Origin of the sequence: uncultured Prevotella sp. (assembly GCF_946407605.1) — a bacterium.
Classification (GTDB): Bacteria; Bacteroidota; Bacteroidia; order Bacteroidales; family Bacteroidaceae; genus Prevotella.
Window position 1 is genome coordinate 43,643 of sequence record NZ_CAMJOS010000016.1, and the last position, 18,296, is coordinate 61,938.

Annotated in this window: 14 protein-coding genes and 1 tRNA gene; 6 read left to right on the plus strand and 9 right to left on the minus strand. The window is 49.3% G+C overall.

Annotated elements, in window-relative coordinates; genetic code table 11:
* Positions 1–36 precede the first annotated feature (36 nt).
* Complete coding sequence (locus tag Q0R57_RS08360; RefSeq protein WP_294745934.1) at positions 37–1,146, minus strand: endo-1,4-beta-xylanase; 1,110 nt, start codon at positions 1,144–1,146, stop codon at positions 37–39.
* A complete protein-coding gene (locus Q0R57_RS08365) occupies positions 1,143–2,546 on the minus strand; it encodes an MFS transporter (RefSeq protein ID WP_294745935.1) in 1,404 nt (467 codons plus the stop codon). Before Q0R57_RS08365 ends, Q0R57_RS08360 begins: the two co-directional genes overlap by 4 nt.
* 162 nt (positions 2,547–2,708) lie before the next feature.
* On the opposite strand from Q0R57_RS08365, the gene Q0R57_RS08370 reads away from it, so the two are divergent.
* A complete protein-coding gene (locus Q0R57_RS08370; RefSeq protein ID WP_294745936.1) occupies positions 2,709–4,664 on the plus strand; it encodes a sialate O-acetylesterase in 1,956 nt (651 codons plus the stop codon).
* Positions 4,665–4,832: 168 nt separating this feature from the next.
* Here Q0R57_RS08370 and Q0R57_RS08375 read toward each other — a convergent pair.
* The 3 genes from Q0R57_RS08375 to Q0R57_RS08385 all read right to left on the minus strand — a co-directional run bounded on the left by Q0R57_RS08375 (position 4,833) and on the right by Q0R57_RS08385 (position 6,688).
* A tRNA-Lys gene (locus Q0R57_RS08375) sits at positions 4,833–4,905 on the minus strand.
* A gap of 63 nt (positions 4,906–4,968) precedes the next feature.
* Entirely contained in the window at positions 4,969–6,081 is a 1,113-nt protein-coding gene (locus tag Q0R57_RS08380) for an AI-2E family transporter (protein WP_294745939.1), read from the minus strand.
* 13 nt (positions 6,082–6,094) lie between these two features.
* A complete protein-coding gene (locus Q0R57_RS08385) occupies positions 6,095–6,688 on the minus strand; it encodes a thymidine kinase (RefSeq protein WP_294745940.1) in 594 nt (197 codons plus the stop codon).
* Positions 6,689–6,824: 136 nt separating this feature from the next.
* On the opposite strand from Q0R57_RS08385, the gene rsmI reads away from it, so the two are divergent.
* Both rsmI and Q0R57_RS08395 read left to right on the plus strand, forming a co-directional pair.
* Positions 6,825–7,496: a 16S rRNA (cytidine(1402)-2'-O)-methyltransferase gene (gene rsmI / locus Q0R57_RS08390; RefSeq protein ID WP_294745943.1), complete on the plus strand. Its 672-nt coding sequence runs from the start codon at positions 6,825–6,827 to the stop codon at positions 7,494–7,496.
* Between the two features lie 18 nt (positions 7,497–7,514).
* Entirely contained in the window at positions 7,515–8,366 is an 852-nt protein-coding gene (locus tag Q0R57_RS08395; RefSeq protein ID WP_294745946.1) for a hypothetical protein, read from the plus strand.
* 53 nt (positions 8,367–8,419) lie between these two features.
* On the opposite strand, the gene Q0R57_RS08400 is transcribed toward Q0R57_RS08395, so the two are convergent.
* Positions 8,420–8,863 carry a nucleoside deaminase gene (locus Q0R57_RS08400; RefSeq protein ID WP_294745949.1) on the minus strand — a complete coding sequence of 148 codons (444 nt, stop codon included), beginning with the start codon at positions 8,861–8,863 and terminating at the stop codon, positions 8,420–8,422.
* A 121-nt stretch (positions 8,864–8,984) separates the two neighbouring features.
* Here Q0R57_RS08400 and Q0R57_RS08405 point away from each other — a divergent pair, with 121 nt between their 5' ends.
* Complete coding sequence (locus Q0R57_RS08405) at positions 8,985–9,686, plus strand: biotin--[acetyl-CoA-carboxylase] ligase (RefSeq protein ID WP_294745952.1); 702 nt, start codon at positions 8,985–8,987, stop codon at positions 9,684–9,686.
* 47 nt (positions 9,687–9,733) lie between these two features.
* Positions 9,734–10,444: a UMP kinase gene (gene pyrH / locus Q0R57_RS08410; RefSeq protein ID WP_294745955.1), complete on the plus strand. Its 711-nt coding sequence runs from the start codon at positions 9,734–9,736 to the stop codon at positions 10,442–10,444.
* Positions 10,445–10,482: 38 nt separating this feature from the next.
* On the opposite strand, the gene Q0R57_RS08415 is transcribed toward pyrH, so the two are convergent.
* Genes Q0R57_RS08415 through Q0R57_RS08425 form a run of 3 tightly spaced genes read right to left on the minus strand, consistent with a single transcriptional unit; the run spans position 10,483 to position 12,328 of the window.
* Positions 10,483–10,875 carry a DUF4834 family protein gene (locus tag Q0R57_RS08415; protein ID WP_294745959.1) on the minus strand — a complete coding sequence of 131 codons (393 nt, stop codon included), beginning with the start codon at positions 10,873–10,875 and terminating at the stop codon, positions 10,483–10,485.
* 48 nt (positions 10,876–10,923) lie between these two features.
* Complete coding sequence (locus Q0R57_RS08420) at positions 10,924–11,619, minus strand: CDP-alcohol phosphatidyltransferase family protein (protein WP_294745961.1); 696 nt, start codon at positions 11,617–11,619, stop codon at positions 10,924–10,926.
* 19 nt (positions 11,620–11,638) lie between these two features.
* The gene (locus Q0R57_RS08425; protein ID WP_294745964.1) at positions 11,639–12,328 is read right to left on the minus strand and encodes a phosphatidylserine decarboxylase family protein; all 690 of its coding nucleotides are present in this window, start codon (positions 12,326–12,328) and stop codon (positions 11,639–11,641) included.
* A 751-nt stretch (positions 12,329–13,079) separates the two neighbouring features.
* On the opposite strand from Q0R57_RS08425, the gene Q0R57_RS08430 reads away from it, so the two are divergent.
* Entirely contained in the window at positions 13,080–18,272 is a 5,193-nt protein-coding gene (locus Q0R57_RS08430; protein WP_294745966.1) for a hypothetical protein, read from the plus strand.
* Positions 18,273–18,296: the final 24 nt, after the last annotated feature.

Consider the following 18,296-nt stretch of genomic DNA (forward strand, 5'->3'; position numbering starts at 1 on the left):
TATTGTTACGTTAATTCGTTATCACGTCATCACGACTCACTGATAGAGCTTGATGATTTCGTTGATGACAGGTTTCTCCTTATACTGACGGTCGAAGAGCAGCGGATAGTTGGTGCGCCCCTTCACAGGCCAGCCGTTAAGCCAGGAACCACCGTCGCTGACACCCCACAGGTTGATGCGGGCAATCTGAGAGCGGTGCTTGTAGTAGATGTTGAAGAGGTCGAGCCAGCGCTTGTCCACTTCCTTCTGCTTGGCAGCAGGCAATCCAGCGGTGTAGGGGTTGTACTTCTGCTGCAATTCGAAGTTCTGGGCGATATCGGCACCACCGAAACCCTCGGGGTTGGGTAGCACGTTCAAGTCTAGTTCGGTAATCATCACCTTCACACCACAGGCGGCAAAGGCGTCGATGCTCTTCTCGTACTCAGCAAGGTTGGGGTAGTCCAGACCGTTATGGCTTTGCATACCTACACCATCGATGCGCAAGCCTTTGGCTTTCAGGTTCTTCACCAGACGACAAACAGCTTCGCGCTTCTTCTCGCCTGCCATCGAATAGTCGTTGTAGTACAACTCGGCATCAGGGTCGGCTTCATGGGCCGTGCGGAAGGCAATCTCGATAAACTCCTCGCCCAACAGGTTGTAATAGGGTGACTTACGGAAGGAACCGTCGTCCTCGATGGCTTCGTTCACCACATCCCAACCGTGTACCTGACCTTTATAATGGCCTACCACCGTCTTGATATGTTTGATGAGACGGGCCTTCACCACTTCCTTCGAAGCAGGTGAGGCTGCATAACCATTGGTGAACCACCAGTCGGGAGCCTGAGAGTGCCATACCAGACAGTGGCCTATGACCTTCAGCTTGTGCTGTTCGCAGTAGCTCACGAACTTGTCGGCCACACGGAAGTCGAAGATGCCTTCTGCAGGAGCCAGCGACTCGGGTTTCATACAGTTCTCGGCCACGGCGCAGTTGAAGTGCTTGTCAGTGATAGCGTCAGCCTCAGGCACCTGTCCGTCGCTCTGCCACTGGTTGATGGCAGCGCCAATGAGGCAGTACTTGCCTATGGCATCCTTCAGTCCCTGCTGGGCCATTGATGCCAGCGGCATCATGGCCAGACAGAGAGCAAGTGTCTTTATGTTTTTATTCATTTGTTGCGTGCTTCAATTTCTTGGTTAATCTCATCCAGTCTCTCATCGGTAAGCGGATACTTGTAGATGAGGTATCCTACAACGACAAGGAGGGCGGCGGGAATGATGCAGGTGAATATCAGAATGGCATTCTGTGCAATCTCAGAATAGTTGGCCAACTTTGTATAGTAAGCATTTACTGGTGCGCTGATGAAAGATGCCAGGAACACCACCACAAAGATGCTCAGCACCAACTGGAGACACTTGTTGGCCTTGAATTCCTGCCACATCTCACCGAATGATACGGGTTTCTCGGGTGTTGTCGTGATATTCTCCTTGCTGCCCATGAAGCAAAGCATCAAGAGGATGAAGCCTACGAGGGCAAACACACAGGTGACTGTAAACCACGCACTGGGCTCGATGGGCAGAGCTGACTCCTCGCTGGCAAAGTTGAAGCCAATCCATCCCATCACCAGCGGTGTAATCCAACCGGCGATAGAGAAGCCTGCCTTGAAAGCCACACCGGCAAGGGCGTTGACGGTGGCTGCAGGTCTGTTGCCAGTACGATACTCTGCCTCGGTGATGACCTCAGGCACCAAGGCCCACATCAGTGAACCTACCAGCAGTCCTACACCTGTCATAACCTTTGCAATCTGGACAACCGTATTGAGGCTCTCTACATCAAAGAATTTACCGATAGTGAACAGGATGGCAAATCCTATGAGACCAATAGAGAGAAGGGTATAGTAAAGACCTTTCTTACCCAGCCATTTCTTCAGTACTGGCAGCATAGGCAGGATGACGAAGGCGGGAATGGTTCCGATGGCCATGAAGGTAGCCTGATTCCAGTCGATGGCGGTATGGACACACATGGCGAGTCCGATGGGGAAACCAGCCTGAACGACAATCTGACCGATATTGGCACATACCATTCGTGTAGAGGTGAGAATGAGTACCTCGTCGTTGTCACGTGTCATACTGGCCATGATCGAGCCATAGGGGATGTTTACCACTGAGTAGATCATGCTCAGCACGGTGTAGCTCACCGTGGCATAGATAATCTTTGCAGTGGTGCCCCATTCTGCAGCCTGAGGCAGCATCAGCAGACAGGCGGCAACGGTAAGGGGGATACCACCATAGAGGAGGTAAGCACGATACTTGCCTAACTTAGGATTGCGGTTGTCAATATAACGTCCTACTACGGGACTCCAGAAACAGTCTATGAGGCGAACGGCGAGAATCAGTCCGCTGACAAAGGCTGGGTTCAGTTTCAATACCGTAGTCAGGTAAATCATCAGGTAGCATGCTACCGTCTGAAAAATCAAGTTTTGCGCCAGGTCACCCGAACCGAAGCCGATGCGCTGGAGCCACGAAAGTTTGTAGAATCCTTTTGATTCCTGATTAATAGTAACTGTTGACATAATTATTGATTGTTGTTGTGTATTTTGCTTGCAAAGGTACTCGTTTTTTTTCGATAATGTCTTTTCTTATGTTTCATAATGCTATTCTAATTGTTTCATTTGTCTTAAAAAGTCTTTTGCTTTCTGCATAATAAGGCGGGAAATGTGTATTTTTGCACTGTTATGAAAAAGACTATCACTATGCTATGGACACTCGTGCTGAGTGTCACTCTGTGTCATGCCGAGGTGCGCTTGCCACAGATTTTCCAGTCGGGAATGGTGCTTCAGAGAGGTACAGAGATTCCTGTGTGGGGACAGGCCAGTCCTCAGGAAACGGTTATCGTTACCCTGAATAAAAAGCGTGCTACCGCTGTGGCTGATGCCAGCGGACGGTGGCGCGTTGACTTGCCTGCGATGAAGGCTGGCGGCCCTTATGTGTTAGAGATAAAGGGTCAAGGGGCTGAGACCAAGACACTCACCGATGTTTGGATTGGCGATGTGTGGCTCTGCTCGGGCCAGTCGAACATGGAGACCACGTTAGAGCGTGTGTCGCCGCAGTATCCCGATGAACTGAACGATAGTAATAATATGGTGCGGCTGTTTCATGTGCAGTATCAGACCGACACCCGTCAGCCCTCGGCCGACCTGCGCCCTACATCGTGGCAGCCTCTGAATCGTAAGAACGCATGGACCTTCTCTTCTATTGGCTATTTCCTGGGCAAACAACTGCAGCGTGAGAAAGGTGTGGCACAGGGTATCATCGAGAGTGCCTGGGGTGGCACACCCATCGAGGCATGGATTTCTGCCGACACCTTGGCAAAATACTATCCGGTGATGCACCGTCAGACACAACTCTATCAGGAAGATACTTTCATCCAGGCTCAGCGTAGGGCCGGCACGCTGGCCGACCAGCGTTGGCAGGCTATTCTGAACCAGGGCGACCCGGGCTTGGTGCCTGTGGAAGGTTCAAAGGGCGCACTGTGGACGCAATTGTCGTTCGACGATGCTTCGTGGGCCGAGGTAGACCAGTATGACTTGACGGCCCAGCCTTCACCAATGGCAGGCCGTCGTAGCTGGATTGGCAGTCTGTGGTTGCGTCAGCATATCCATATTAGTAAAGAACATGCGGGTAAGGCGGCTCAACTGCTGCTGGGCACGCTCTACGACAGCGATGTTACTTATATTAATGGTGTTCAGGTGGGCAGCACAGGCTATCAGTATCCGCCACGCCGCTATCAGGTGCCGGAAGGCTTGCTGCGTGAGGGCGATAATGTCATCACCATTCGTTTTGTCAACAAGGGCGGCATGCCTTATTTCGTCAAGGAGAAACCCTATCGCTTGGTCTTTGCTACTGATGATATCCAGCCGCTGGGACAACGTTGGAAGATACAGACAGGACTGGAGATGCCAAACCCCATAGGCGTTGGCATAAACCTACAGTATCAGCCATCGACACTCTTTAACGGTATGATTCATCCCATGGCGCCTTTCGCTGTAGCTGGCGTGGTGTGGTATCAGGGCGAGTCGAATGCTGATACGTCGCAGGCTCGAGAGTATGCCTCGCTGCTGCGTCTGATGATGGCCAACTGGCGTCAGACCTTCGAACGGCCAGAGATGCCGTTTGTCATCATCCAGCTGGCCAACTTCATGGAGCCGTCGGAACAGCCGCAGAATACGGGCTGGTCGATGGTGCGAGAGGCCCAGCGACTGGTGGCTAAGGAAGATACACGGGCCGAACTGGCTGTGACGATAGATAGGGGTGAGACAGTCGATATCCATCCACTGCGCAAGAAAGATGTGGCAGAGCGTGTGGCGTTGGCCTTCGAGCGTCTACTGTGGAATCCGAAGGTCCAGTTGTCGCCTGAAGTGGAAATGGCTGTTGCCGAGGGTGGTCAGGTGGTCTGCACACTTTCGCAACCCTTGCAGACCAATGGTCAGCTCTATGAGTTCGAGGTGGCTGGTAACGATGGACGTTATGTGAATGCTGTGGCTGAGGGTGCTGGTAGTACTATCGTCATCAAGTCGTCTGTGGCTAATCCTTCCTCTATTCGTTATGCCTGGAAGAACAATCCCATTCGTGCCAATGTCTATGGTAAGAATGGCTTGCCAATGAGTCCGTTCGAGATGAAGATAAAATAAAAAACATCGATGAAATCGGCATTTTCTAAACAATAAAAGAGGTCATTTGACCTCTTTTGTCGTGATCCGCTTGGGGTTGAATACCCCATAACGCTGGCGCGAGCCATCGTACAAACAAAAAAGACCCGAAGTTTGAAAGTAAACTTTCACTTCGAGTCTCTTTATTTGTGATCCGCTTGGGGTTCGAACCCAAGACCCCAACATTAAAAGTGTTGTGCTCTACCGACTGAGCTAGCGGATCTACCTTAGTGCTTTATTTGAAAAGCGGGTGCAAAATTACTAATAAATTATGAATTGACCAAATTTATTCGGATGATTTTTCCTTTTCGACCTCAATTTCGCCGTTTTCCTCGTTCTCTTTGGTGATATAACGCTGATAATAAGCCATTAAGAGGGTGGTGGCAGGCAGCGCGATGATGAGTCCGATGAAGCCCAGAAGTGCTCCCCATATTGACAGCGACAGCAGCAGGATGGCAGGGTTGAGGCGCATGGCTTTACCCATAATATAAGGTGTTACCACCAAGTCGATGATGACCTGGACTACTGCGAAGACCGCTACTGCCAAGGCGAAGATTACCCAGAAGTTCTGGCCTGTATCGGCAGCTTTGAGTAGTGCCAGCAGGGCTGTGGGTATCAGGGCGAAGGTATGCAGATAAGGTACCAAGTCGAGTATGCCGATGAGGATGCCCAGTCCGATGGCCATGGGGAAATCGATAATCGTGAAGCCAATACAGAAGAGGACGCCCATGATAAAGGCTACCATGCCTTGTCCGCGGATATAATTGCTCAACTCGCGTTCTGCATCTTTGGCCAACTCGCTCCAGAAAGGTCTGCTCTTCTTGGGGAATATCTTAATCCAGTTCTCCGTCAGGTATTCATAGTCCATCAGGATGAAGAACATATATAATAAGGTGATGAGCGAGGCGATGATGCTGATGATAATGCTGGCTGTCTGACCTACCACCGAGAACATCTGGGGCAGGGCCGCCCTGACGCCATCGGTGAAGTTGGCACTCAGCAGGTATTCCTCCAGCTCCTCATGGTGGGTCTTTGTCCATTCGCTTACAGCCTCGGGGATACTGTCGATGTTGGCCGCATTATATATATAAGTGGTGATCAGGTCGCCCAACTTACGGAACTGCTCAATCATGGATGGAATGATTAGCCAGCCGATGCCACACATCACCAAGGTGACAATGAATAGCGTGACGACGATACTGAGCACGCGGCCTGGCACATGAAGTTTGTACTGCACGAACTTGACGACAGGGTAGAGCAGGTAGGCCAGCAGCCATGCAACGGCAAAGGGCAGTAGCACGCTGCCGAGATAGTTGACAAGGTAGAGGACGACAACAGCCAGCAGACCGTAGCCCAGCCAGCGCACAAACTTGTCGAAGGTGATAGGTTTATCGTACATGATAGTTTACAGTTTACTGTTTGCGGTTGTCTTCTTGTAGGGTCTTCTGATAGCATTCGCGACATAGGGGCTCGTACTCCTGCGTTTCGCCCAACAGCACACGCTTGTCGTTTTGCACCTTACGGTGACTGACATAAGCCAGCGAGCCGCATTTCACGCAGATGGCATGAACCTTGGTCACCTCGTCGGCAATGGCACAAAGGGCAGGCATAGGGCCGAAGGGCACACCCTTAAAGTCCATGTCGAGGCCAGCTACGATGACTCGCACACCACGGTTTGCTAACTGGTTGCACACATCGACGATACCCTCGTCGAAGAACTGTGCCTCGTCGATTCCTACTACGTCTATATCGTTGGCTAACAGCAAGATGCTGGCCGACGAGTCGATGGGCGTTGACTGGATGTGCTTCTGGTCGTGGCTCACCACGTCTTCCTCAGAATAGCGCACATCAATGGCGGGCTTGAATATCTCAACCCGCTGCTTGGCAAACTGGGCGCGTCTCATGCGTCTGATGAGTTCCTCTGTCTTGCCCGAGAACATCGAGCCGCACACTACTTCGATTCTTCCTGGGCGGTGTGTCTCGCCCGTTGCTGGATACGTAATCATGGTGCAAAGATAATAAAAAGTTTATAGTTCGTAGTTCATAGTTCATAGTTTTTTTTAGTAAAATGTTGTTAATTTGCGACAATAATGAATTATGAACTATGAACTATGAACTAAAAACACTAACTTTGCACCCGAAATGGGAATATTGTATATTGTACCGACCCCTGTGGGGAATATGGAGGACATGACCCTGCGAGCTGTTCGCATCCTGAAGGAGGTGGACTTGGTGCTGGCAGAAGATACCCGTACCTCGGGCATCCTGCTGAAGCATTTCGACATCAAGAACCAACTGATGTCGCACCATAAGTTCAACGAACATGGTACCAGTGCTGGCATCGTCCAGCGACTGCAGGCAGGACAGGACGTAGCCCTGATTAGCGACGCAGGCACCCCAGGCATCAGCGACCCAGGCTTCTTCCTGGTTCGCGAGGCGGTGAGGGCTGGTATCGAGGTGCAGACGCTCCCTGGTCCTACGGCCTTCGTGCCTGCCTTGGTGAGCAGCGGCCTGCCCTGCGACCGTTTTGTGTTCGAGGGCTTCCTGCCTCAGAAGAAAGGCAGGAAGACGCGATTGGAGTCGCTCATCAACGAGGAGCGCACCATGATATTCTATGAGTCGCCCTATCGTCTGGTCAAGACGCTGGAGCAGTTTGCCGAGGTCTATGGTGCTGACCGTCAGGTGAGTGTCTGCCGAGAAATATCAAAGGTACACGAGGAAAGTGTGCGTGGCTCCTTGCAGGAGGTCATCGCCCATTTCAAAGAGACGGAACCTCGAGGGGAAATCGTCATCATTCTAGCTGGAAAAGAATAGTTTATGAACTTAAATGATATGAAGAAAGTTTTATTTTTTGCCGTATGCCTGCTGGCGCTGGCATCGTGCAAGGACAATGGTAACAACAAGGAACGCGCTGACTTGAATCAGAGAATAGACTCGCTGCAGCGTGTGAACGTCCAGAAGGACAATGAGATTAACGACATGCTCGAGACGCTGAACAGCATCGAGGATGGCTTCCGTGCCATCAACGAGGCTCAGGGTCGCGTGACTGTGGAGCGTCGCGGTGAGGGTGCTAATGCCAGTGCCCGCATTCGTGAGAATATGCAGTTCATCCAGGAAACGATGAACCAGAACAAAGAGCTCATCAACAAGCTGCGCATCCGTCTGCGTGACAGCAATACGGCTAGTGAGCAACTGCGTAAGACCATCGAGAACCTGACGGCTCAGATGGAGGAGAAGGAGAGTGAGATTGCAGTACTGCGTGAGGAGCTGGAGGCAAAGGATATCCATATTGCTGAGTTGGACCAGCAGGTATCGCAGCTGAGCGATGATGTGGTGATGCTGAAGGACGAGAATGCCCAGAAAGACGAGACCATCGGCACGCAGGACAAGGAGCTGAACACAGCTTGGTATGTCTTTGGCACCAAACGTGAGCTGAAAGAGCAGAACATCCTGAAGAGTGGCGAGGTGCTGCAGGGCAACTTCAACAAGAACTACTTTACGAAGATTGACATTCGTGTGGACAAAGAGATTAAGCTGATGTCGCGCGATGCCAAGCTCCTTACCAACCATCCTGCTGGCAGCTACACGCTGGAGCGTGATGCCAATAAGCAGTATGTGCTGCGTATCACCAACCCCCAGCAGTTCTGGAGCACCAGCAAGTATCTGGTTGTTCAGGTTAAGTAAGGTGAAAGGTGAAAAGTGAAAATTGAAAATTGAAGGGTGAAAGGTGAAATACCTTAGCGCTTCTGCTTAAAGAAATCTTGCATTAACTGGCGGCATTCTTCCTCAAGGATGCCGCCTTTGCATTCTGCCTTGGGGTGAAGCACACGAGGGGCATACTCCTGAAAGCCGCGCTTGGGGTCGGCCGCACCAAAGATGATGCGAGGCACCTGAGCCCAACCAATAGCGCCAGCACACATAGGACAGGGCTCTACAGTGACGTACAACGTGCAGTCAGTCAGGTACTTACCTCCAAGAGTGTTAGCCGCCATTGTGATGGCCTGCATCTCAGCATGAGCCGTAGGGTCGGTGAGGGTCTCCGTCAGATTATGGGCACGAGCCACGATGGTATCATGGCATACAATGACGCAGCCGATGGGTATCTCGTCCTTGGCAAAGGCCTTTTTGGCCTCGGATAGTGCCATCTGCATATACTTTTCGTCTTTATTTTTCTCTTCCATGATGCAAAGTTACGAGAAATCGAGTGCAGAACAAAAGATTTTAATCTTTTTTATGCCGAGATGCAGTAAGTTCGCCATCTAAGATGGCAAAGTTACGAAAAATATTTCGTACTTTTGCAACGTGGAATGGAAAATCATACATATTGACGAAACGGACTCCACCAACCGCTGGCTAAAAGACCACGGGGAAGAGCAAAAAGTCGCCGTTGTGGCTGAGTATCAGACGGCAGGTCGCGGCTGTGGCACCAACAAATGGGAGAGTGAACGTGGCAAGAACCTGCTGTTCTCGTTGCTTATTCATCCCACAGAACTGCCTGCCGCAAAGCAGTTTCATATCTCGATGGCCATCTCGCTGGCCATCTGTGAGGCGCTGGGACAGCATATCGGCGACCTCTCCATCAAATGGCCCAACGACATTTACTGGCGCAACGGCAAAATTGGCGGCATCTTGATAGAGAACCGTATTCAGGGCAGCACCATCAAGGACTGCATCATTGGTGTGGGACTGAATGTCAATCAGCGTGAGTTTCACAGCGATGCCCCCAATCCTGTGTCGCTGTGGCAGATATGTGAACACGAGTCTGATTGCAACCAACTGCTGCAGGATATCCTGGAGGCGTTCGAAAAGATGATGGGGTCAGTGATCAAGGATCGCTATATGCAGATGCTCTATCGTCGTAAGGGCTTTCATCCCTATGTCGACAAAGATGGCGCCTTCATGGCCCAGTTGGTAGATGTGGAGGACGATGGTCACCTGCAGCTCTGCGATGACAACGGCCAGCAGCGACGCTATGCCTTCAAGGAGGTTCAGTATGTGATTTAGGCCTCGAAATAACGAAATAACGTAATAACGAAATAAAACAAAAAACTATGGCAAGATTTAAAAGGATTCTATTGAAGCTGTCAGGCGAGAGCCTGATGGGAAAGCAGGGCTACGGCATCGACCCTGAGCGCTTGAGCGACTATGCCAAGCAGATTAAGGAGGTGGCCGAGATGGGCGTGCAGATTGGCATCGTCATTGGAGGCGGCAACATCTTCCGTGGCCTGAGTGGCTCGCAGAAGGGCTTCGATCGTGTGAAGGGCGACCAGATGGGCATGTGCGCCACAGTCATCAACTCGCTGGCGTTGAGTTCGGCTCTGGGCGCTATTGGCGTGAAGAACAAGGTGTTGACGGCTATCCGCATGGAGCCTATTGGTGAGTTCTACACCAAGTGGAAGGCCATTGAGGCGATGGAGGCAGGCTATGTGTGCATCTTCTCGGCAGGTACAGGCTCGCCCTATTTCACCACAGATACAGGCTCAAGCCTGCGTGGTATCGAGATTGAGGCTGACGTGATGCTGAAGGGCACTCGTGTGGACGGTATCTATACGGCCGACCCAGAGAAAGACCCCACAGCCACCAAGTTCGACAGTATTACATATAAAGAGGTACTAGCGCGAGGCCTGAAGGTGATGGACCTCACAGCTATCTGCATGTGCCAGGACAACAACCTGCCCATCTATGTGTTTAATATGGATGTTGTAGGAAATCTGAAGAAGGTAATGGCTGGCGAGGAAATAGGCACGTTAGTTCACAACTAACCTCTTTCCTCCTTCCACATTCCTCTTTCCACTAAAGTTTACTCTTCAGTAAACTCTACATATTCGCCCTCATCCTGGGCGAATATTTTTTTGTTCGACTGCGGCTGGCGCTCATCAACGATGGTGACGCCATCGGCAGTATGGATGGTGGTGCGAGTGGATTGCTGCTGCTGACGACGGAACGGCCCTTGCTGTTGCTGTCGGCCCTGCTGCTGTGTGCCAGAGCCCTTGAAGTAGTCGCTGTCGAAGTTTACTTTGTCTTTCTTCTTGTAGAAACGGTTCGACAGGCGCTCGAAGTCCTCCTCCGTCATCTCGCCCCTGGTCATCCGCTTCACAAACTTATAGCCCTTGCGCAGATAGTAAAAGCCTACCACCAGCCCCAAGGCGATGATGACAACAATGACGATAGCTATAGCACCCAGAATCTCCATGAGCTTTCACCTTTCAACTTTCACCTTTCATCTTTCACCTTTCACCCTTCACCCCTTCTTCTGTGTACAAGCAGACAGCACCACATACCATGCGATGATGGCAGCCAGACCGCTGACACCCAGTATCAGCAGCAAGGGGATGCAGGTCAGCAGGAAGATGAACTTCACCTCGTTGCCCTTCCAGCCCCAGGTCTTGAACTTCAGGGCGAACATGGGAATCTCGGCTATCAGCAGATAGCTGAACAGCAGCATCATGACGATGACACCATATATATAAATAGGTGACGACTGCAGCCAGTCGCCTGCTCCCACGATGAGTGAACCCCAGAACAGGGCGTTGGCAGGGGTAGGCAGGCCAATGAAGCCCATCGCCTGACGCTCGTCGAGGTTGAACTTCGCCAGTCTGAGGGCCGAGAAGGCAGCCATGATAAATGCCAGGAACGGCATGATGAAGGCAATGGGGTAGGGCAGTTCGTGGAAGCTGTAGCCACACAGCCAGTTGAAGATGATGGCTGAGGGCGCGAAGCCGAAGGTGATATCGTCGGCCAGCGAGTCTAGCTCCTTGCCTATGGGCGAGCTGACGTGCAGCAGACGAGCCGTCATGCCGTCGAAGAAGTCGAACACGGCTCCGATGATAATAAACAGCAACGCCAGCTTGTAGTCTCCTAGAAAGGCCCAATAAGTAGCGATGCATCCTGAAATCAGGTTGCAGCACGTAATCGTATTAGGGATGTGCTTCTTCATAAACCTCAAATCTCAAACCTCAAGCCAGCTTGGCGATGACTGTCTGGTCACCTGTGGTGGGCTGCTTCATCTTCACGCAGGGCTTAGAGCCGAGGGGCAGATAGACATCCACTCGCGAGCCCAGCTTGATGAATCCCAGGTGCTCGTCGATATAGCATTCCTCGTCGCCCTTGGCGTAGGTCACGATGCGTCGGGCCATAGCGCCTGCAATCTGGCGCACCAGCACCTCCTCGCTGTGAGGCGTCTCAATCATGATGTCAGCATGTTCGTTCTCCTCGCTGGCCTTGGGTAGCCAGGCCTTGTGGTAGTTGCCGTTGAAGTGCTTCACGAACTTTACCCTTCCGTCAACGGGGAACCAGTTGGCGTGGACGTTCAGCGGACTCATGAAGATGCTGATCATCAGGCGCTTATCGTGAAAGTAATCGTTCTCTTCCACCTCTTCTATCACCACGATCTTACCGTCGGCTGGCGCCACCACCACCTTGTCTGTGTCGCCGCTGAAGTAGCGGATAGGACAGCGATAGAAGTTGAGCATCAGCATCCAGGCGGTGCCGAAGATGAGTATGAAGATAATAAAAGGTATAGGTGTGTCGAAGAATCTCCAGAGCGCCACGCTTATGGCAATGATGATAAAGAGGCTGTAAAGCAGCTCTTCCGTGCCCTCGCGATGTATTCTGATTTTCTTCAGTTTCTTTATTCTTTCTCCCATGAGTTTGTTTTAAGCATTCGATTTTCGATGCAAAGGTAATGCTTTTTTATCAATTAACAAAGTTTTTGTCGATGAATCTTCTTTTTTTGTTCCTTAAAGGTTAATCAAAGCGAGTGAAAAGACTCATAATTCGACTCAAAATTTCACCCCAAAGAAATAATGTTTCTGCTTCATTCCGACATTGGAAACAAACCGTTTCTCTAGTGTCTGGTTAAATGCGAAATGTTAATATTTTTCATACGTCTCCAGTCCTACTCCATTTTTGCCACTTAACTAGAGAAAAATATCTCGCTAGTTAGGAAAAATTTTTTTCCTAGTTAGGGAAAAAGTTTTTTCTAGTTAGGGCGCAAATTTTATTAGTCTGAGAACACTAGTTTCCAATTAAAAATTTGTTGAGAAAATACAGGTTTTTCCGACATTCATTTTTTGGCTAACTTATATATGAGAAAGTACAAAGATACAAAAATTAATCAGAATTTATTTAGAATGCCATAACCTATTGATAATAAAGAATTTAGTCAATGTTGTAAAATTGTTAACCGGACACTAATGGATGAAAAAAATAATTTTTTTCTTTAGAAATTTAAAAAAGTTACTTAAAAACTTGTGAGTTTAAATATTTTTTAATATATTTGCAGCCTAAAGCCTAATTTGTGTCCGACACAAAAACCTAAAATGTGGTTAGCCACAAAGCCTAAAGCGAATTTTTATACAATTTATTAACAATAATATTAACTTAAAGCGATTAGTTATGAAAGTATTTACAAAGTACCTATTGACCTTGCTGTTGCTAGGCATCGCAAGCGTTGTAAATGCTCAAGAATCGGAGGCGTTATTAGCTGATGGTACCTATTACATTAAGAATGTTGCATCTGGCAACTTCTTTACTGGTGCAAACAATTGGGGTACTCAGGCTTCAGTAGCTCCTTCTGGTGCTCCCTTCGAAGTAACATTGTTGCCCGAGGGTGGTTATTCTTTGAAGTATTTGCTCTCTACTGTAGACAACACGCACCTGGGTTCTAACCTCTATGTTGACTCACAAACACCTGATGGTGGTTTTGCTATCGAGAAGAATGAGGATGATACCTTCGTTATCAAGCTCGATGGCAAGTATCTAGCTGAGGGTACGGAAACAGGTCCCACCAACGATGCAATTGTTGTTCAGACTGAAGAACTGACTGCTGCTGCCAAGTGGCAGTTCATAACTATTGATGAGGCTGTTGCTGCTATGAAGCAAACGGCTCCTGCTAATGCAACGTTCTTGATTAGCAATCCGAACTTCAACCGCAACACCAGCACCGCAGCTTGGACTGTAAGTGCTGATTGCACCAACAGGAACTTGGGCGGTGGTGGCACTGGCAACTTCTGTGCTGAGTCATACCATTCAACATTTACCATTTCTCAGGTTCTTGCCAACGCTCCTGCTGGTAGATATATGATGACTGCTCAGGGCTTCTATCGTCAGGATGATGATCTCAACGAGGATGCACCTGTATTTTTTGCCAATGACAAGTCTGTTGCTATTCCTGTCAAGACTGGTTCTGAGAATTCCATGACTGATGCTTCTAATTCATTCACAGCAGGAGCATACACCATTGAGCCTTTCGAGTTCACCGTATTCGAGGATGGTCAGTTGACCATTGGCGTAAAGGGAACGTCAACAAGTCAGTGGGTCATTTGGGATAACTTCCAGTTGACTTATCTGTCAAGCGAGGTTCCTGCCGATGAGTTCGAACCTGCATATCAGAACGCTCTGGCAGCTGCTATTGATGCTCTGGAGAATGAGGATTATTCAGTTGTTGATGGTATTGAAAGGGAAAACCTTGAGAATGCAATTAATATATATAGTGAAGTGGAAGGTTCTCAGGCTGCCTATGAGGAAGCCATCAAAGCTTTGGTTGCTGCAACCAATGCCTATGTGGCTGCCGCTCCTGCTTATCTGGCCTTTGGCGAGGCTCAGGCACAGTTGGCAGCTTGCCAGATCATGTATCCTTATGCTTCTGAAGAGAAGTTGGCCGCTGCTAAGCAGGTTGGCTTGATTACCATCGAGAATGCTGAGCAGGCCGAGGAGATGGCCGTTCGTCTGTTGATGCTTTGCCGTCAGGTGGCAGAGTCGAGTGCTCTGCTCGAAGGTGTTGAGGGTTCTCACGTCCTGACAGAACTCATCCAGAATCCTAATGCAGAATACGGAACCGATGGCTGGGAGTTCATCCTTGAAGATGGCACTAGCGGACGTGTTGATATTCTGAGCAATGAGCCACTTACCGATGGTGATGGCAACTCTGATTATCGTTACTTCGATGGCATTAACTGGAGTTCTGACTATTGGAATGGAAGTCTCCAGCAGATGATTACACTTCCTGCAGGTAGATATCTGCTCACCGTCAGCGGTCGTGCTTCATCAGATGTGATGATGTCCGTCTTTGCAGGCGAGGACAATGAAGAGATGATCTTCGGCGAAGGTGCTACTGGTGGTTTGTATGGAAGAGGCTGGAACGATGTTTCTGTAGAATTTGAACTGGACGAGGCTTCTAATATATATATAGGTGTAAGAGGTGAGGCTTCTACTATCCACCAGTGGATGTCGTTCACTCGCTTCCGCCTGGCTCAGTTTGAGGGTGATGCTGTACCTGTTGAAGATGATCCTGAGCTCGAGGCTCCTGAGGGTTGGACCAACTTGATTGCCAATGGTAACTTGGCTGGCGATAACGTAGAGAGCTTCATCTCTAAGGAGTGGCCTTCTGAGGAAATGGTTGGTGCACGCATTGTTGATGGCGCTGGTTTTAACGGCAGCCGCGGTATCTTGGTAAGCACACCTGACGAGACAGACTTTGGAGATGCTCAGAGCTGGGACAGCCAGTTCTGGATTAATCTGAACAAGGCTCTGCCAGCAGGTACTATCCTGCATGTTGAGTTTGACTATGCAGCTAGCGATTACTCTTGGGCTTCCACTCAGGCTCATGGTGAGCCAAGTGTGTACCAGCATTGGGTTTGCCTCGGTAACGTTGAATTCGCTCAGGAGTGGCAGCACTTCTCTACCGACATTGAAGTCAGCGAAGAAATGGCAAAGGGTGGTAACGGTGACGGTATTGGTCTGAAGAGCATTGCCTTCATGCTGAATGAAGATAAGAATGCTGTTGACTATTACTTCGATAACTTCGGCGTTTGGGCTCAGTTGCCTAATGTTGTTAAAATTCCTTCTGTTGTATTCACCTATCCAGAAGCATCTTCATTCAATGTTGATGGTGGCACAATGGAGTTCCATGTTAACTTCGATATGCCTGTTGACGCCGAGCAAATCCATGCTACACTCGACAATGAGGAACTCACTGTGATTGCTGATGGGTCGATTGTATGGCTGGCCCGTCAGGGTGACGTAGAAGACATGACTGATGGCGAGCACACCATCAAACTGTATAGTATCTATGCTGAAGGTTGGGAAGACGAGGATGCCTATACAAATTATGAATTCTCATTCGTCGTAGGTCCGATTAATCTTGATCCTGAAGCTAAGGCTGAAGTCATCCTGGCTGACAATCTGTGGGATGCTACTGAGGAGGGTGGAATTCCTGAAGGTTATCTTGTGAACTTCAATGGTGAGGAACGTAATTCTGAAAGTCAGTATAGTTCTGGTGCCCGTATGTTCGTCTTTGCAGAAGGTGGTGACTTCACTCATGGTCTCTACTTCCGCGAGGGCTATACCCAGTATGGAGGCTACGAAGACTATCCGCTTTACCTCGAGGCAGGCAAGAAGTACACCATTAACTTCAAGTCGGCTATGTGGAAAGATAGCGGAACTACAATGAATTTCCAGATTCTGTCTGCTGATGAAGATTATTTGGTATACGAAGAGGTTATTAAGAATAATCCTAACGTGAATGGTAGTAAGGCTGCCGTAACTGATGCTACGAACACTACCATCGCATTCACTCCTCAGGAAGATGGTAATTACATACTGCGCTGGGCAGTTGACGGCTTCAACGAGGTGCTGCTGGCTAATCCTACTGTGAAGTATATGACTGATGATGTCAACGAGAATGTTTTGGCATTCTTCGCTGCACTTGAGAACGCTAAGCAGGTGCGTGATGCCAATGCTGACTTTACAAATAATGGAGAATATGCTAATCTGGACGATGTCATTAACTGGTATGAGAGTGAGTACAAGTACTTCAATAATTTTGACCAGTTCTTGGAGGCAGCAAAAGATCTTGAGAATGTTGCCTATTATATGAAGGAGTATCGCAGACTGTATCAGGAATACTATCCGTTGGCAGAGACTATGCTGGCTCTGCGTCAGCAGTATGCAGACACCAAGTTTACTCAGAGCTATATTTATAACTATTATCTTATTAGGTGCATCGATAACTATGCTCCTTATGGTGAAATCCTTGATCAGTACAACCTCGGTAGCCTCTCAAATGCATATTCTGACATTAAGTATGCTGTGAATATGGTACAGGATATGTTCACAGAAGGTCCTTCGCAAGTCACGATGACTGGTTATGCTGTGCTGAAAGAGCGTGTCCGTCAGGGTGCTGAGACCATGCGTACGCTGGGTATCGATAATGAAGACCTGCTGTGGGATGCAGAGAATATTCTTGATGAGGAGGAATGGCTGGTCGATGAGATGAAGCAGAGCATCAAGAAGGATATCTATAAGAAGCTGAGCAAGGCTGACAACACCCTGTTCGATCCTATTATCGACGAGGCTACGCTTGAAGAGATTACTCCTGCTTACAACATGAATATCTTTGTAGAGAATCCAAACATCTACAAGTGGGGTTACTCTGATAAGGACTTCAGCGTTCCTGGTTGGTATGTTGAAAATGCAAATGTATCTACTGGTTGGGTTAACTATGACAGTTGGGAAGTTCCTGCCGACGCTATGTTCTCTAACTGGGGTAATTTCTTCGAAGTAGCTCAGAGTATTGGAGACCTGCCTGCAGGCACTTATACCGTGAAGTTCGCAGTTGGTGAGCGTCAGGAAGATACTTACACTGATTCTAAGGCTTATGTATATACCGGAAATGAAGAGTATTATGCTGACATCGACTACATTGGTCAGACCTTCCCAGAGTTCAGCGTTAACAATGGTATCGTTACTATCGAGAACGTGGTTGTAACTGATGGTTGGATGCAGTTTGGTGTCCTGGCAGAGTCTGGTTCTCACCTGTTCTTCAACGAAGTACAACTGCTGCTCACAGCTCCTGCTCCTGGCTACGACTACTATGATGAAAGCGAAGTGCTGGTGGGCGACGTGAACCTCGACGGCGAGGTGACCACCTCTGACGCTGTGGCTACCGTTGGTCTCGTACTCGATGATTGGCAGCCTAGCTACAGACAGTTCCGTGCTGCTGATGTGAACTACTCTTATAACATCACCGTTTCTGACGTGGTGGGCGTTGTGAATATCGCACTCAACGGCTATGAGTGGTATAGAGCACTGGCCCGCAGTCAGTCGATGGAGCAAGAGATTAACTACCTCACTCAGGACGCTAACAAGATTGGTCTGAACAACACCACCGAGTTTGTGGCATTCCAGATGGATGTAACGCTGGCTGATGGTGCTATGCTCAACGGCGTGAACCTGAACCAGCGTGCTAATGGTCTGAATATCAGATATAGCCACCTGGAGGGTAACACCTACCGTATCATGGCCTTCTCGATGAATATGGCTGCTATCACGGGCAATGAGGGTGAACTCCTCTCGCTCGATATTACTGGCAACCAGACCGTAACACTCAGCAACATCGAATTCACCGATACTGCTGCACGTGCTTATGCTCTCGGCGTGAACGACGCTACTGGCATCAACGGCATCATGGCTGGCGACGCCAATGCTGACTACTACACTGTTGACGGTGTGAAGAGCAACAAGATGCGTAAGGGCATGAATGTTGTGAAGACTGCCGACGGCAAGGTACGTAAGATGTTCGTGAAGTAAATTATTGATAATCTAAAAACTTAA

Bases quoted from the DNA above. Each gene is read 5' to 3' on its own strand.
- rsmI (WP_294745943.1), top strand. From the start codon at position 6,825: ATGGGAATATTGTATATTGTACCGACCCCTGTGGGGAATATGGAGGAC.
- Q0R57_RS08385 (WP_294745940.1), bottom strand. From the start codon at position 6,688: ATGATTACGTATCCAGCAACGGGCGAGACACACCGCCCAGGAAGAATC.
- Q0R57_RS08400 (WP_294745949.1), bottom strand. From the start codon at position 8,863: ATGGAAGAGAAAAATAAAGACGAAAAGTATATGCAGATGGCACTATCC.
- Q0R57_RS08365 (WP_294745935.1), bottom strand. From the start codon at position 2,546: ATGTCAACAGTTACTATTAATCAGGAATCAAAAGGATTCTACAAACTT.
- pyrH (WP_294745955.1), top strand. From the start codon at position 9,734: ATGGCAAGATTTAAAAGGATTCTATTGAAGCTGTCAGGCGAGAGCCTG.
- Q0R57_RS08370 (WP_294745936.1), top strand. From the start codon at position 2,709: ATGAAAAAGACTATCACTATGCTATGGACACTCGTGCTGAGTGTCACT.
- Q0R57_RS08415 (WP_294745959.1), bottom strand. From the start codon at position 10,875: ATGGAGATTCTGGGTGCTATAGCTATCGTCATTGTTGTCATCATCGCC.
- Q0R57_RS08430 (WP_294745966.1), top strand. From the start codon at position 13,080: ATGAAAGTATTTACAAAGTACCTATTGACCTTGCTGTTGCTAGGCATC.
- Q0R57_RS08395 (WP_294745946.1), top strand. From the start codon at position 7,515: ATGAAGAAAGTTTTATTTTTTGCCGTATGCCTGCTGGCGCTGGCATCG.
- Q0R57_RS08360 (WP_294745934.1), bottom strand. From the start codon at position 1,146: ATGAATAAAAACATAAAGACACTTGCTCTCTGTCTGGCCATGATGCCG.
- Q0R57_RS08380 (WP_294745939.1), bottom strand. From the start codon at position 6,081: ATGTACGATAAACCTATCACCTTCGACAAGTTTGTGCGCTGGCTGGGC.
- Q0R57_RS08420 (WP_294745961.1), bottom strand. From the start codon at position 11,619: ATGAAGAAGCACATCCCTAATACGATTACGTGCTGCAACCTGATTTCA.
- Q0R57_RS08425 (WP_294745964.1), bottom strand. From the start codon at position 12,328: ATGGGAGAAAGAATAAAGAAACTGAAGAAAATCAGAATACATCGCGAG.